Below are 13,879 nucleotides of genomic sequence, written 5' to 3'. Positions count from 1 at the left end.
GTGTAAGCAGATATACTACGCGGCCATCAAAGCAGGGCGCCGCCCTGTTTTTGACCTGATTCGACGCCTGTGAAGGCGACACCTGAGGAAGCTCAATGAGCGAGAAGTTACAGAAAGTGCTGGCGCGTGCCGGCCACGGTTCGCGCCGTGAAATCGAAGCCATTATTGAAGCAGGCCGCGTGAGTGTGGACGGTAAAATCGCCACGCTCGGTGACCGCGTTGAAATCGTACCGGGGCTGAAGATCCGCATTGACGGCCATCTTATCTCCGTGAAAGAGTCTGCTGAACAGATCTGCCGCGTGCTGGCTTACTACAAGCCGGAAGGCGAACTGTGTACCCGCAACGATCCGGAAGGCCGCCCGACGGTGTTTGACCGTCTGCCAAAACTGCGTGGCGCCCGCTGGATTGCCGTAGGACGTCTGGACGTGAACACCTGCGGCCTGCTGCTGTTCACCACCGATGGTGAACTGGCAAACCGTCTGATGCACCCGAGTCGTGAAGTGGAACGTGAATACGCCGTTCGTGTTTTCGGCCAGGTTGATGAAAACAAACTGCGCGACCTGTCGCGTGGTGTTCAGCTGGAGGACGGCCCAGCGGCGTTCAAAACCATCAAGTTTACCGGTGGTGAAGGCATTAACCAGTGGTACAACGTTACCCTGACAGAGGGACGTAACCGCGAGGTGCGTCGTCTGTGGGAAGCGGTCGGTGTCCAGGTGAGCCGTTTGATTCGCGTCCGCTATGGCGACATTCTGCTGCCGAAAGGCCTGCCACGTGGCGGCTATACCGAGCTGGATCTGACGCAAACCAACTACCTGCGCGATCTGGTTGGCCTGACGCCAGAAACCACGTCGAAAGTGGCGGTAGAGAAAGATCGTCGTCGCATGAAGGCGAATCAGATCCGCCGTGCGGTGAAGCGTCACAGCCAGGTTAGCAGCAATCGCCGCTCTGGCAGCCGTAATAACAACGGTTAATCGAAAAGCCCGGTGAATATACCGGGCTTTTTTTCTTCAGTAATCAATCCCCATTTGCGCTTTGATACCCGCATCGAACGCATGCTTAACCGGACGCAGCTCGCTGACGGTATCGGCCAGCTCCAGAATATCCCGATGACACCCGCGCCCCGTGACGATAACCGTCTGATGCGCTGGGCGGTTTTTCAGGGCAGCCAGCACGGCCTCCAGAGGCAGGTAGTCATAAGCCACCATATAGGTGATCTCATCCAGCAACACCATGTTCAGCGACGGGTCTGAAAGCATTCTTTTGGCATGCTCCCAGACGGCGAGGCAGGCTGCGGTATCGGTTTCCCGGTTCTGGGTATCCCAGGTAAAACCGGTCGCCATCACCTGAAACTCAACGCCATGCGGCTCGAGCAGATTACGCTCGCCGTTGGGCCATTCACCCTTGATAAACTGGATCACGCCCACTTTCTGCCCATGTCCGACTGCGCGGGTGGCGGTACCAAATGCGGCGGTGGTTTTTCCTTTACCGTTGCCGGTGAACACGATGAGGATCCCGCGCTCGTCCTGAGCGGCTGCCACGCGTGCATCAACCTGTTCTTTCAGACGCTGCTGGCGCTGCTGATGCCGATCTTCACTCATTGCGATATCCCCGGTTTGCGGCCTGGCTGGGCATCGAAGGTCATTCCGGTTTTACGACGGCTGTCGTCACCCATCAGCCACAGGTAAAGAGGCATAATATCGGCCGGGGTTTTAAGCTTTTGCGGATCTTCTGTCGGGAAGGCGCTGGCACGCATTTTGGTGCGTGTACCGCCCGGGTTAATACAGTTAACCCGCAGGTGGCGGCTTTGGTACTCTTCGGCCAGCACCTGCATCATTCCTTCGGTGGCAAATTTTGAGACGGCGTAAGCCCCCCAGTTCGCACGCCCCTGACGCCCCACGCTGGAGGAGGTAAAGACCAGCGAGCCGGAATCGGAGTTGAGTAATAAAGGAAGCAAGGCCTGGGTCAGGAAGAACGTCCCGTTGACGTTAACCTGCATCACCTGCTGCCAAATCTCCGGATCCTGTTCATCCATCGGGCGCACTTCGCCCAGTAACCCCGCGTTGTGCAGTACGCCATCCAGACGCGGATAATGCGTGCTGATACGCTGGGCAAGGGCCTGACATGACGCTGGCGTACAGGTCAGCAGATCGAGCGTATACCAGGGCGTGGGGGTACCGCCGGCGTTTTCGATTTCACGGGCGACGGCCTTGAGCTTTTCTTCATTACGTCCCAGCAGAATAAGGCTCGCACCGTATTCAGAATAGGTCAGCGCCGCTTCGCGACCAATCCCGTCGCTGGCACCGGTAACCAGAATGATGCGGTTCTGTAGAAGGTTTTTTTGTGGCTGATAATGCACGGTGGCTCCTCAGGCGCATTGGGCGTGACTTGCACCTTTATTTATGACTTTTCGGCTTTATGCCCGAAACAGCGTCAGAATTCAATCAGTCTACAGGACAGATCGCTGGGAAATTAACAATTTGCAAAGATTTAAACCAGAAACGGGGGATTCCTGAAGCCGCCTCGCAGAGGTAATGTCCAGAGCGAGACGCCTGCGCAGGGCTGTTGTACACTGGCGTGAAAGATTCGTGGTTAAATCAAGGTGGAACGCGTGGAATTACTTTCTCAGTATGGGTTGTTTTTGGCCAAAATCGCGACGGTGGTTATAGCTGTCGCGGTGATTGCCGTCCTGATTGTTAACCTGACGCAGCGTAAGCGTCAGCGTGGTGAGTTACGCATTACCCGCCTGAGCGAACAGTATAAAGAGATGCAGGAGGAGATGTCTCTGGCGCTGCTTGACGATCATCAACAGAAGCTGTGGCTAAAAGCCCAGAAGAAAAAACATAAGCAGGACGCCAAAGCTGCGAAGGCGAAAGCTAAACTCGCCACGCCACAGGCTGACGCAAAACCGCGCGTCTATGTGCTCGATTTTAAAGGTAGCATGGATGCGCATGAAGTCTCCTCACTGCGTGAAGAAGTGACGGCGGTGCTGGCCGTGGCGACAGCCCAGGATCAGGTGGTGGTACGCCTTGAAAGCCCGGGTGGCGTAGTGCATGGGTATGGACTGGCGGCTTCGCAGTTACAACGTCTGCGGGATAAACAGATCCCGCTCACCGTGGCGGTAGATAAGGTCGCGGCGAGTGGCGGCTATATGATGGCGTGCGTGGCGGATAAAATCGTCGCGGCACCGTTCTCCATTATCGGCTCGATTGGGGTAGTCGCGCAGATCCCTAACTTCAATCGTTTCCTGAAAAACAAAGAGATCGACATTGAACTGCATACGGCGGGCCAGTACAAACGTACGCTGACGCTGCTCGGCGAAAATACCGAAGAGGGACGGCAGAAGTTCCGGGAAGATCTGAACGAAACCCACCATCTGTTCAAAGATTTCGTGCACCGCATGCGCCCAACGCTGGACATTGAGCAGGTGGCTACGGGCGAACACTGGTACGGCACGCAGGCGCAGGAGAAAGGGCTGGTGGATGAAGTGGGTACCAGCGACGACCTCCTGCTCAACCTGATGGACGGCCGTGAGCTGGTGGGGGTGCGCTTCACCCGACGTAAGCGCCTGCTCGACCGTTTTACCAATAGCGCGGCAGAAAGCGCGGATCGCCTGCTGCTACGCTGGTTGCAGCGCGGACAAAAGCCGCTGTTGTAAAGAAAAACGCGAGGCAGATGCCTCGCGTTTTCGTTTTAATCGACCAGGTGGTACTTCTCTGAGAGGGTATGCGCCAGGTATTTAAACATGTTAAATACGGCGGTGCTTTTTGGGGTGGGTAATCCTTGTTCATCAAGGAAGTATTCACCGCTGAACACCAGCACGCCATTACGTTGTTCCACGCCAGTCGCTTCAATCCCCGCCAGGGTGTCTTCATGGTCGCGAATGAGTTTGTTTGCTTCGATAAGCAGTGAAGCTCGGTCAATGGATTGGGTCGTATTCTGCATATTCCACTCCTTAAACAGTGACAATAGTCTACGCCTGGGTCGCTTCGGGGGCAAATTTTCCCTGTTATCCGAGGGGATAAGGAACAGGGGCTGGCTGGCGGGATTTGCTTTTGCATGCTAATAAAGTTGCGTAACGAATTTTATCAGGTACAGTGTGCGCTTTCGTCATTCTGGCAACAGAATTGCTTGACATTCGACCGGGAATTCGTCACGAATGAACTTTGATGTGAGAAAAATACCCGAAAACTCAATGACCTGGATGTCGCCATTCTGACGTTCGGTAACACATAGGGGTTGATATCCCCTGACGACGTCGCAATATCAATGGCTCGTCGTCAGCGGAAGGGAAATCAACGTGCGGCGTATTCCTGGAAGAATTAAATTAGGTAAAGGTGAATATGGGTAAAGCTCTCGTCATCGTTGAGTCCCCGGCAAAAGCCAAAACGATCAATAAATATCTGGGCAATGACTACGTGGTTAAGTCCAGCGTTGGTCACATTCGCGACTTGCCGACCAGTGGCTCAGCCAGCAAAAAGAGCGCAGACTCTACCTCCACCAAAGGGGCTAAAAAGCCTAAAAAGGATGAACGTAGCGCGCTTGTCAACCGCATGGGTGTTAACCCATGGCACAACTGGGATGCACATTACGAAGTGCTGCCAGGCAAAGAAAAAGTCGTTAACGAGCTGAAACAGCTTGCTGAAAAAGCAGACCACATTTATCTCGCAACCGACCTTGACCGCGAAGGGGAGGCCATCGCATGGCACCTGCGGGAAGTGATCGGGGGTGATGACAAACGCTACAGCCGTGTAGTGTTCAACGAAATTACAAAGAATGCGATTCGTCAGGCGTTTGAAAAGCCGGGTGAACTGAATATCGACCGTGTTAACGCTCAGCAGGCGCGTCGCTTTATGGACCGCGTTGTAGGCTACATGGTCTCGCCGTTGCTGTGGAAAAAGGTCGCTCGCGGCCTGTCTGCGGGGCGTGTGCAGTCTGTTGCTGTTCGTCTTGTTGTTGAGCGTGAACGCGAGATCAAAGCGTTCGTCCCGGAAGAGTTCTGGGAAGTGGATGCGAATGTCACCACGCCGGGCGGCGATGCGCTGCCGTTGCAGGTGAGCCACCACAACGACAAACCGTTCCGACCTGAAAATCGCGATCAGACCATGGCCGCCGTGGCGCTGCTGGAAAAAGCGCGTTATCAGGTTCTGGATCGTGAAGACAAACCGACCAGCAGCAAGCCTGGCGCACCGTTTATCACGTCAACGCTTCAGCAGGCGGCGAGTACGCGTCTGGGTTACGGCGTGAAGAAAACCATGATGATGGCCCAGCGTTTGTATGAAGCGGGTTACATCACCTACATGCGTACTGACTCCACCAACCTGAGCCAGGACGCTGTCAACATGGTGCGCGGCTATATCGAGGACAACTTCGGTAAGAAATATCTGCCGGACAGTCCTAATCAGTACGCCAGCAAAGAGAATTCTCAGGAAGCGCACGAAGCGATTCGACCTTCTGACGTTTCCGTTCTGGCAGAATCGCTGAAAGATATGGAAGCGGACGCCCAGAAGCTGTATCAGCTGATCTGGCGCCAGTTCGTAGCCTGCCAGATGACGCCAGCGAAATACGACTCCACCACGCTGACCGTCGGCGCGGGTGATTTCCGCCTGAAAGCGCGCGGCCGTATTCTGCGCTTCGACGGCTGGACAAAAGTGATGCCTGCGCTGCGTAAAGGTGATGAAGACAGAACGCTGCCTTCAGTCAACAAAGGTGACGAGCTGTCGCTGGTTGATCTGGTCCCGGCTCAGCACTTCACCAAGCCACCTGCGCGCTTTAGCGAAGCATCGCTGGTGAAAGAGCTGGAAAAACGCGGCATCGGTCGCCCGTCCACCTATGCGTCAATCATTTCGACCATTCAGGATCGTGGATACGTTCGCGTTGAGAACCGTCGTTTCTATGCTGAAAAAATGGGGGAGATTGTCACCGACCGTCTGGAAGCGAACTTCCGCGAGTTGATGAACTATGACTTCACCGCGCAGATGGAAGACAGCCTCGATGAGGTTGCCAGCCATAAGGCAGAGTGGAAGAAAGTTCTCGACAGCTTCTTCAGCGATTTTACCAATCAGCTTGAGAAAGCCGAGAAAGATCCTGAAGAGGGCGGCATGCTGCCTAACCAGATGGTACTGACGAGCATCGACTGCCCAACCTGTGGCCGTAAAATGGGGATCCGTACCGCGACCACGGGCGTGTTCCTCGGTTGCTCTGGTTATGCGCTGTCGCCGAAAGAGCGTTGCAAAACCACCATCAACCTCGTGCCGGAGAACGAAGTTCTCAACGTGCTGGAAGGTGACGATGCGGAGACCAACGCACTGCGCGCCAAACGCCGCTGTAAGAAATGCGGCACGGCGATGGACAGCTACCTGATCGATCCAAAACGCAAACTGCACGTTTGTGGCAATAACCCGACCTGCGATGGTTATGAGATCGAAGAAGGTGAGTTCCGCATTAAGGGCTATGATGGTCCAATCGTTGAGTGTGAGAAATGTGGTTCCGAAATGCACCTGAAAATGGGACGCTTCGGTAAGTACATGGCATGCACCAACGACGACTGTAAAAACACGCGTAAGATCCTGCGTAACGGTGAAGTTGCGCCGCCGAAGGAAGATCCGGTTCCGCTCCCTGAGCTGCCGTGCGAGAAGTCAGACGCGTATTTCGTGCTGCGTGACGGCGCTGCCGGGGTATTCCTGGCGGCCAACACCTTCCCGAAATCGCGCGAAACCCGTGCGCCGCTGGTAGAAGAGCTGTACCGCTTCCGCGACCGTCTGCCGGAGAAACTGCGTTACCTGGCCGATGCGCCACAGCAGGATCCGGAAGGCAATAAAACCGTGGTGCGCTTCAGCCGTAAAACGAAGCAGCAGTACGTGGCGGCAGAGAAAGAGGGCAAAGCGACCGGATGGTCAGCCTTCTTTGTCGACGGGAAATGGGTTGAAGGCAAGAAATAATCTTTCCTTACCGTAACTTACCTGTGAAAGGGCCGGACTTCCGGCCCTTTTTTATTACGTTGTTATTATTTTTTGTTCCGTACTATACAGCCTGGCTATAAATGATATAGTGGTTATAGTTAACCCGTTTCTTATTATCAAATCGTCTTAAGCGATTGACGCATGCGCTAAATCGGATGGTCTGGCATGAAATTACAGCAGCTTCGCTATATCGTTGAGGTCGTCAATCATAACCTCAATGTCTCTTCCACCGCAGAAGGTCTTTATACCTCTCAGCCCGGCATCAGTAAGCAGGTGCGTATGCTGGAGGATGAGTTAGGTATTCAGATATTTGCCCGCAGCGGTAAGCACCTGACTCAGGTCACGCCGGCAGGACAGGAAATCATACGCATCGCACGGGAAGTGCTCTCCAAAGTCGACGCCATTAAATCCGTCGCCGGGGAGCATACCTGGCCTGATAAAGGCTCTCTGTATATTGCCACCACGCATACACAGGCGCGTTATGCACTTCCCGGGGTGATCAAAGGTTTTATCGAACGCTATCCCCGCGTTTCCCTGCATATGCATCAGGGCTCACCGACGCAAATCGCAGAGGCCGTGTCTAAAGGTAATGCAGACTTCGCTATCGCGACGGAAGCGCTCCATCTGTACGATGATCTGGTCATGCTCCCGTGCTACCACTGGAACCGTTCTATTGTTGTGACCCCGGAGCACCCGCTGGCGGGGAAGGGCGAAGTGACAATCGAAGAACTGGCGCAATACCCGCTGGTGACCTATACGTTCGGCTTTACGGGCCGGTCTGAACTGGACACCGCGTTTAACCGCGCCGGATTAACGCCACGGATTGTCTTTACGGCGACGGATGCGGACGTCATAAAAACGTATGTGCGTCTGGGCCTGGGCGTTGGGGTTATTGCCAGCATGGCGGTGGATCCTGTCTCAGACCCGGATCTGGTGCGTCTGGATGCGCATGATATTTTCAGCCACAGCACCACCAAGATAGGTTTTCGTCGCAGCACGTTCCTGCGCAGCTATATGTATGATTTTATTCAACGCTTCGCGCCACATCTAACGCGCGACGTGGTGGATACAGCTGTGGCGTTACGCTCCAATGAAGACATCGAAGAGATGTTTAAAGACATTAAACTTCCCGCCAAATAATCACACCCGGTATCTTTCTTGCGCGGAAAGATACCGTCATTCCCCTTTAAACCTGAATTAGAATTATCATCATCTACGCCCACTGTCATATATCGTCATAACCCATTTAATGACTATGGTTTTACTGTCGCAAATTTGCGACAAAAGTAGAAACTAATTTACAGGTGTGCAAATTATTCTTTTCAATTATTTATTTCGGGTCAAAAGATTGAATTTTCCCAGCCTCAGATACGTAAATTCACTGGCTTTTCGGCTAAAGTTTCTTTAGGATTTATCTCATCAGATGATTACTTGTGCCAATTGTTTGGTCTCTAAATGATAAGCGATGTCGATTGTATGAGGTTAGCAATGCCGTCAGGAAGTGAAGAACCGCAAAGGGATCCCGCGCTTAAGCGTAAAGCTTGGCTGGCGGTCTTTCTTGGCTCTGCCCTGTTCTGGGTGGTGGTTGCTCTTCTTGTCTGGAATTACTGGGGTTGATTATGGTCATGACGGTGCGTACAGAAGCGAGAAAAGAGATGTGTCAGCTTCGTGACAATGTTCACAAAGCCCGTAAGGCGCCAGCAACCAGCGTACCAGCTTCCTGGAAACTGACGCCACAGCAGCAGGCCTTTATTGATGTGTTCGCGGAAGACGAACCCAAAAAACAATAATTTTGATTTTTGCGTAATGATGCAAATAGTCTGAATAAAGACTGTGCACTTTTGTACTCCTTAATAAATACACATCAGCAATATAGAACGAGGGCAGACCTCGCAACCTTAAATAATTAAAGTCTGGTGTCCCTATGATGAATAACATGACAACCGTAAAATACTGGTCATGGCTCGGCGTATTCTCAGCGTCGATCCTCTTCTGGTGTCAGCTCCTCTGGCTGGCCTTGCACTAAATCGTAAAACCTCGCCACGGCGGGGTTTTTTGTTTTATCCCTCGCGTTGGACCATTCCTAAATTTATCAATTTGGGTTGTTATCAAAACGTTACGACATCTTTGTGTTATCTTTAATTACAGCCCTGATGATTGTCAGGACATCCCTGTTTTTAAGGAGGAGCTTATGTCGTTAACCCTACGCGAAGCCAGTAAGGACACATTACAGGCGGAAAATAAAACCTGGCGCTACTACAGCTTACCGCTGGCTGCCAGAACGCTTGGGGACATTTCGCGGTTACCCAAGTCGTTGAAAGTGTTACTGGAAAACCTCTTGCGCTGGCAGGATGGCGACTCGGTTACCGAGGAGGACATCCAGGCTCTGGCAGGGTGGCTGAAAAATGCTCATGCAGACAGAGAAATTGCCTATCGCCCGGCCAGGGTGCTGATGCAGGATTTCACCGGCGTACCAGCGGTTGTGGATTTGGCTGCCATGCGTGAAGCCGTTAAGCGTCTCGGGGGCGATACTGCTAAGGTTAACCCCCTGTCCCCGGTAGACCTCGTCATTGACCACTCCGTCACCGTCGATCACTTTGGTGACGACGATGCTTTCGGCGAAAACGTCCGTCTGGAGATGGAACGTAACCATGAACGCTACGTATTTCTGAAATGGGGTCAGCAGGCGTTCAGCCGCTTCAGCGTTGTTCCACCAGGCACCGGCATTTGTCACCAGGTCAACCTGGAATATCTCGGCAAAGCCGTCTGGAGTGAATTGCAGGATAAAGAGTGGGTGGCTTACCCGGATACGCTGGTGGGCACCGATTCACACACAACCATGATTAACGGCCTTGGCGTTCTGGGTTGGGGCGTCGGTGGTATTGAAGCGGAAGCGGCCATGCTCGGCCAGCCGGTATCAATGCTCATTCCCGATGTGGTGGGCTTTAAGCTGACCGGTAAATTGTCCGAAGGCATCACCGCCACGGATCTGGTTCTGACGGTCACCCAGATGCTGCGTAAGCATGGTGTGGTGGGTAAATTCGTTGAATTTTATGGCGATGGTCTGGATTCCTTGCCGCTGGCGGACCGGGCCACCATCGCCAACATGGCGCCGGAATATGGCGCGACCTGCGGCTTTTTCCCGATTGATAGCGTTACGCTGGAGTATATGCGCCTCAGTGGTCGCAGCGAGGAGCAGGTGGCTCTCGTTGAGGCCTACACCAAAGCGCAGGGCATGTGGCGTAACCCGGGTGACGAGCCGGTATTTACCAGTACGCTGGAACTGGATATGGGCACCGTTGAGGCAAGCCTCGCAGGGCCAAAACGTCCGCAGGACCGCGTCGCCCTGAGCAACGTTCCCAAAGCCTTTGCCGCCAGCAATGAGCTGGAGGTTAACGCCGCGCAAAAAGATCACCGTCCGGTGGACTATGTTCTGAACGGGCATCAGTATCAGCTTCCTGACGGCGCCGTGGTGATCGCCGCTATCACTTCCTGTACCAACACGTCCAACCCGAGTGTGTTAATGGCTGCCGGGCTGCTGGCAAAAAAAGCGGTAGAACTGGGGCTCAAGCCACAGCCGTGGGTTAAAGCCTCTCTGGCGCCTGGTTCGAAAGTGGTTTCCGATTATCTGGCGCAGGCCAGACTCACGCCTTACCTCGACGAGCTGGGCTTCAACCTGGTGGGCTATGGCTGTACGACCTGTATCGGTAACTCTGGTCCACTGCCTGAGCCTATTGAAGTGGCGATCAGGCAGGGTGATTTGACCGTTGGCGCGGTACTTTCTGGTAACCGAAACTTTGAAGGGCGTATTCATCCGCTGGTGAAAACCAACTGGCTGGCCTCGCCGCCGCTGGTTGTAGCCTATGCGCTGGCCGGAAACATGAACATTAACCTGGCGACCGATCCGATTGGTCACGATCGCAAAAATGAACCGGTCTATCTGAAAGACATCTGGCCATCATCGCGTGAAATTGCGCGCGCGGTAGAGAAAGTTTCCACCGAGATGTTCCGCAAAGAGTATGCGGAAGTGTTCGAAGGCACAGCGGAATGGAAAGCGATCGACGTGGTGGGTTCCGATACCTATGACTGGCAGGATGATTCCAACTATATTCGCCTGTCGCCATTCTTCGACGAAATGCTGGCGGAGCCTGCACCGCTGAAAGATATTCACGGCGCGCGGATCCTGGCGATGCTGGGCGATTCCGTCACCACCGACCATATCTCTCCGGCTGGGAGCATCAAGGCGGACAGTCCGGCAGGTCGGTATCTGCAAAGCCGTGGCGTGGAACGTCGCGATTTCAACTCCTACGGTTCGCGCCGTGGTAACCACGAAGTGATGATGCGCGGGACCTTTGCCAACATCCGCATTCGCAATGAAATGGTCCCGGGCGTGGAAGGGGGCATGACGCGCCACCTGCCGGATACAGAGGTCATTTCAATTTATGACGCAGCCATGAAGTATCAGCAGGAGGGGACGCCGCTGGCCGTTATTGCCGGTAAAGAGTACGGCTCCGGTTCCAGTCGCGACTGGGCGGCAAAAGGTCCGCGTCTGCTCGGGGTTCGCGTGGTGATTGCCGAATCCTTTGAACGTATCCACCGCTCAAACCTGATCGGCATGGGGATTTTGCCGCTGGAGTTCCCGCAGGGCGTGACGCGTAAAACGCTGGGTCTGACCGGGGAAGAGCAGATTGATATCAGCGGTCTGCAAAATCTGCAACCGGGTAAAACCGTTCCGGTGAAGTTAACGCGCGCAGATGGAACGACAGAAGTGCTGGATTGCCGGTGTCGTATTGATACGGCAACAGAGCTGACCTATTACCAGAACGACGGCATTTTACATTATGTGATTCGTAAGATGCTGGACTGAAAATTCGCCCGGCACATGTGCCGGGCGTTTTGCGTTTACTCGCTCAGTAAATGCCCCATTTTGGCGGCTTTGGTATCGAGATAATGCGCGTTTTTCGGGTTGCGGCCGACAATCAGCGGCACGCGTTCCACGATATTGATGCCCGCTTCAGTGAGGATTTCCACTTTTTTCGGGTTATTGGTCAACAGACGCACTTCGTCCACGCCCAGCAGCTTGAACATATCTGCGCACAGGGTGAAATCGCGCTCGTCAGCAGCAAAGCCGAGCTGATGGTTCGCTTCGACGGTATCGTAGCCCTGATCCTGCAACGCGTAGGCGCGGATTTTATTCAGCAGGCCAATATTGCGTCCTTCCTGACGGTGATACAGCAGAACGCCACGTCCTTCCTCTGCGATATGAGAAAGGGCGGCTTCAAGCTGGAAACCGCAGTCGCACCGCAGGCTGAACAGCGCGTCACCGGTCAGACACTCTGAATGAACGCGGGACAGCACCGGCGTTTGCCCCGAAATGTCGCCGAATACCAGGGCGACGTGATCTTGCCCGGTTGCCAGTTCTTCAAAACCCACCATCAGGAAATCGCCCCATGGGGTTGGCAGTTTGGCTTCTGCCACACGTTTAAGCTGCATGTGATTCTCCAGACCAGGCTGACACGTTTCGTGCCTTTGCCCCATTATGCTTTCTGTATTGGACTATTTTGCCACAAGCCCGGCAACTTCACCTAATCACCACCACGCTTTACAAACGTTAAACGCACAATCCGACATATCCACCTGAATGATGAAATTCAGTTATGATTGTGGTGCTTAGTGAAAAAGGAGAGGACATGCTTTCAATTGCCAGACGAACGGCCGCAGGCGCCGCCGTATTGCTCGTTATCCCCCTGGTCGTTTGGTTCTCCGGCTGGATGTGGCAGCCCGGACAAAACGAGACGTGGCTGAAAGCCTTATACTGGATAACCGAGACGGTCACCCAGCCGTGGGGGATTATTACGCACGTGCTGCTCTGTGGCTGGTTCCTGTGGTGCCTGCGCTTTCGCCTTCGCGCGGCGCTGGTACTGTTTGCCATTCTCGGCGGGGCCATACTTATCGGGCAGGGGGTGAAGTCGTGGGTGAAAGATCGCGTGCAGGAACCCCGTCCTTTCGTCGTCTGGCTGGAAAAAACGCACCATGTTCCGGTGGATGAGTTCTACAATTTAAAGCGTAAAGATCGCGGTGCGCTGGTAAAGGAGCAGCTTGCGGAACAGCAGGATATCCCGACCTTTTTACGCAAACACTGGCAAAAAGAGACCGGCTTTGCGTTTCCTTCCGGGCATACGATGTTTGCTGCCAGCTGGGCGCTACTTGGCGTGGGACTGCTGTGGCCGCGTCGGCGTACCCTCACGATTGCGATTTTGCTGGTCTGGGCGACAGGCGTAATGGGCAGCCGGATGCTGCTGGGGATGCACTGGCCGCGTGATTTGGTGGTGGCAACGCTGATCTCGTGGGTACTGGTGACGCTGGCGACCTGGCTTGCACAACGTTTTTGTGGACCATTGACGCCGCCGCCGGAAGAGAAGGAAGAAATAGCCGAAAGGGAGTCTGGCGGAACCTGAAGGTTGATATTCCGCATTTTGACCATAAATCCATGTAGGGCGCGTTACTTTTTCCATTTCGCGCCCGCCACTAAAATGGTAGCTTATAAGGCTGATTGCAGTGAGTTGAACACGCTTTATACGCTCGAACCACATAACGGGAAGTCATGTGAAATATTTACTCATTTTCTTACTGGTGTTGGCGATTTTTGTCATTTCGGTCACATTGGGCGCGCAAAACGATCAACAGGTAAGTTTCAACTATCTGCTGGCGCAGGGCGAGTACCGGGTGTCGAGCCTGCTGGCTGTGTTATTCGCGGCGGGGTTTGTCATCGGCTGGCTTGTATGCGGCCTGTTCTGGCTTAAGGTTCGTGTTTCTCTTGTTCGCGCTGAACGTAAAATTAAACGACTTGAACATCAACTTACGCCTGCGTCTGACATTCCGGCGAGCTCTGGTGTGCCGGTAGTCAAGGAATAATCGAA

The 13,879-nt window shown here is 53.9% G+C and carries 14 protein-coding genes; 10 read left to right on the top strand and 4 right to left on the bottom strand.

The window, feature by feature from the left end:
- Positions 1–95: 95 nt before the first annotated feature.
- Positions 96–971, top strand: a complete 876-nt coding sequence (gene rluB, locus ACOTXL_RS02295) for a 23S rRNA pseudouridine(2605) synthase RluB (protein ID WP_003856794.1) — start codon at positions 96–98, stop codon at positions 969–971.
- Between the two features lie 36 nt (positions 972–1,007).
- Here the strand turns inward: rluB and cobO are convergent, their stop codons facing one another.
- Together cobO and ACOTXL_RS02285 are read right to left on the bottom strand one after the other, a co-directional pair.
- On the bottom strand, positions 1,008–1,598 hold the full coding sequence (gene cobO, locus ACOTXL_RS02290; RefSeq protein WP_023314251.1) for a cob(I)yrinic acid a,c-diamide adenosyltransferase: 591 nt from the start codon (positions 1,596–1,598) through the stop codon (positions 1,008–1,010).
- A complete protein-coding gene (locus ACOTXL_RS02285) occupies positions 1,595–2,356 on the bottom strand; it encodes a YciK family oxidoreductase (RefSeq protein WP_017384219.1) in 762 nt (253 codons plus the stop codon). The genes cobO and ACOTXL_RS02285 overlap by 4 nt, the downstream gene beginning before the upstream one ends.
- A gap of 252 nt (positions 2,357–2,608) precedes the next feature.
- Between ACOTXL_RS02285 and sohB the strand changes: the two genes are divergently transcribed.
- Positions 2,609–3,655, top strand: coding sequence for a protease SohB (gene sohB, locus ACOTXL_RS02280; RefSeq protein ID WP_022651351.1), 1,047 nt, complete (start codon positions 2,609–2,611; stop codon positions 3,653–3,655).
- A 35-nt stretch (positions 3,656–3,690) separates the two neighbouring features.
- On the opposite strand, the gene ACOTXL_RS02275 is transcribed toward sohB, so the two are convergent.
- Entirely contained in the window at positions 3,691–3,942 is a 252-nt protein-coding gene (locus tag ACOTXL_RS02275) for a YciN family protein (protein WP_045350845.1), read from the bottom strand.
- Between the two features lie 398 nt (positions 3,943–4,340).
- On the opposite strand from ACOTXL_RS02275, the gene topA reads away from it, so the two are divergent.
- The 6 genes from topA (at position 4,341) to acnA (ending at position 11,826) form a co-directional block, all read left to right on the top strand.
- A complete protein-coding gene (gene topA, locus ACOTXL_RS02270; RefSeq protein WP_003856806.1) occupies positions 4,341–6,938 on the top strand; it encodes a type I DNA topoisomerase in 2,598 nt (865 codons plus the stop codon).
- Positions 6,939–7,124: 186 nt separating this feature from the next.
- Positions 7,125–8,099, top strand: a complete 975-nt coding sequence (gene cysB, locus ACOTXL_RS02265) for an HTH-type transcriptional regulator CysB (RefSeq protein WP_003856808.1) — start codon at positions 7,125–7,127, stop codon at positions 8,097–8,099.
- A 336-nt stretch (positions 8,100–8,435) separates the two neighbouring features.
- Positions 8,436–8,576 carry a YmiA family putative membrane protein gene (locus tag ACOTXL_RS02260; protein WP_213083754.1) on the top strand — a complete coding sequence of 47 codons (141 nt, stop codon included), beginning with the start codon at positions 8,436–8,438 and terminating at the stop codon, positions 8,574–8,576.
- An 8-nt stretch (positions 8,577–8,584) separates the two neighbouring features.
- Positions 8,585–8,749: a hypothetical protein gene (locus tag ACOTXL_RS02255; RefSeq protein ID WP_162184032.1), complete on the top strand. Its 165-nt coding sequence runs from the start codon at positions 8,585–8,587 to the stop codon at positions 8,747–8,749.
- Positions 8,750–8,886: 137 nt separating this feature from the next.
- Entirely contained in the window at positions 8,887–8,985 is a 99-nt protein-coding gene (gene ymiC, locus ACOTXL_RS02250; RefSeq protein WP_032103392.1) for a small membrane protein YmiC, read from the top strand.
- A gap of 165 nt (positions 8,986–9,150) precedes the next feature.
- Entirely contained in the window at positions 9,151–11,826 is a 2,676-nt protein-coding gene (gene acnA, locus ACOTXL_RS02245; protein ID WP_045617443.1) for an aconitate hydratase AcnA, read from the top strand.
- 35 nt (positions 11,827–11,861) lie between these two features.
- On the opposite strand, the gene ribA is transcribed toward acnA, so the two are convergent.
- Positions 11,862–12,452, bottom strand: coding sequence for a GTP cyclohydrolase II (ribA, locus tag ACOTXL_RS02240; RefSeq protein WP_003856813.1), 591 nt, complete (start codon positions 12,450–12,452; stop codon positions 11,862–11,864).
- A 197-nt stretch (positions 12,453–12,649) separates the two neighbouring features.
- Here ribA and pgpB point away from each other — a divergent pair, with 197 nt between their 5' ends.
- Entirely contained in the window at positions 12,650–13,417 is a 768-nt protein-coding gene (gene pgpB, locus ACOTXL_RS02235) for a phosphatidylglycerophosphatase B (protein WP_003856815.1), read from the top strand.
- A gap of 148 nt (positions 13,418–13,565) precedes the next feature.
- Positions 13,566–13,874 carry a LapA family protein gene (locus ACOTXL_RS02230; RefSeq protein WP_003856817.1) on the top strand — a complete coding sequence of 103 codons (309 nt, stop codon included), beginning with the start codon at positions 13,566–13,568 and terminating at the stop codon, positions 13,872–13,874.
- Positions 13,875–13,879: the final 5 nt, after the last annotated feature.

It is taken from the genome of Enterobacter cloacae complex sp. IR5402, assembly GCF_049238125.1.
In the GTDB taxonomy this organism is placed as follows: Bacteria; Pseudomonadota; Gammaproteobacteria; order Enterobacterales; family Enterobacteriaceae; genus Enterobacter; species Enterobacter hormaechei_C.
This window is presented reverse-complemented; position numbering and strand designations above follow the sequence as displayed.

What these genes read in the sequence shown, in the direction of transcription:
- ymiC (WP_032103392.1), top strand. Translation starts at nt 8,887, where the DNA reads ATGAATAACATGACAACCGTAAAATACTGGTCATGGCTCGGCGTATTC.
- ACOTXL_RS02260 (WP_213083754.1), top strand. Translation starts at nt 8,436, where the DNA reads ATGAGGTTAGCAATGCCGTCAGGAAGTGAAGAACCGCAAAGGGATCCC.
- cysB (WP_003856808.1), top strand. Translation starts at nt 7,125, where the DNA reads ATGAAATTACAGCAGCTTCGCTATATCGTTGAGGTCGTCAATCATAAC.
- rluB (WP_003856794.1), top strand. Translation starts at nt 96, where the DNA reads ATGAGCGAGAAGTTACAGAAAGTGCTGGCGCGTGCCGGCCACGGTTCG.
- acnA (WP_045617443.1), top strand. Translation starts at nt 9,151, where the DNA reads ATGTCGTTAACCCTACGCGAAGCCAGTAAGGACACATTACAGGCGGAA.
- pgpB (WP_003856815.1), top strand. Translation starts at nt 12,650, where the DNA reads ATGCTTTCAATTGCCAGACGAACGGCCGCAGGCGCCGCCGTATTGCTC.
- topA (WP_003856806.1), top strand. Translation starts at nt 4,341, where the DNA reads ATGGGTAAAGCTCTCGTCATCGTTGAGTCCCCGGCAAAAGCCAAAACG.
- ACOTXL_RS02255 (WP_162184032.1), top strand. Translation starts at nt 8,585, where the DNA reads ATGACGGTGCGTACAGAAGCGAGAAAAGAGATGTGTCAGCTTCGTGAC.
- ribA (WP_003856813.1), bottom strand. Translation starts at nt 12,452, where the DNA reads ATGCAGCTTAAACGTGTGGCAGAAGCCAAACTGCCAACCCCATGGGGC.
- cobO (WP_023314251.1), bottom strand. Translation starts at nt 1,598, where the DNA reads ATGAGTGAAGATCGGCATCAGCAGCGCCAGCAGCGTCTGAAAGAACAG.
- ACOTXL_RS02275 (WP_045350845.1), bottom strand. Translation starts at nt 3,942, where the DNA reads ATGCAGAATACGACCCAATCCATTGACCGAGCTTCACTGCTTATCGAA.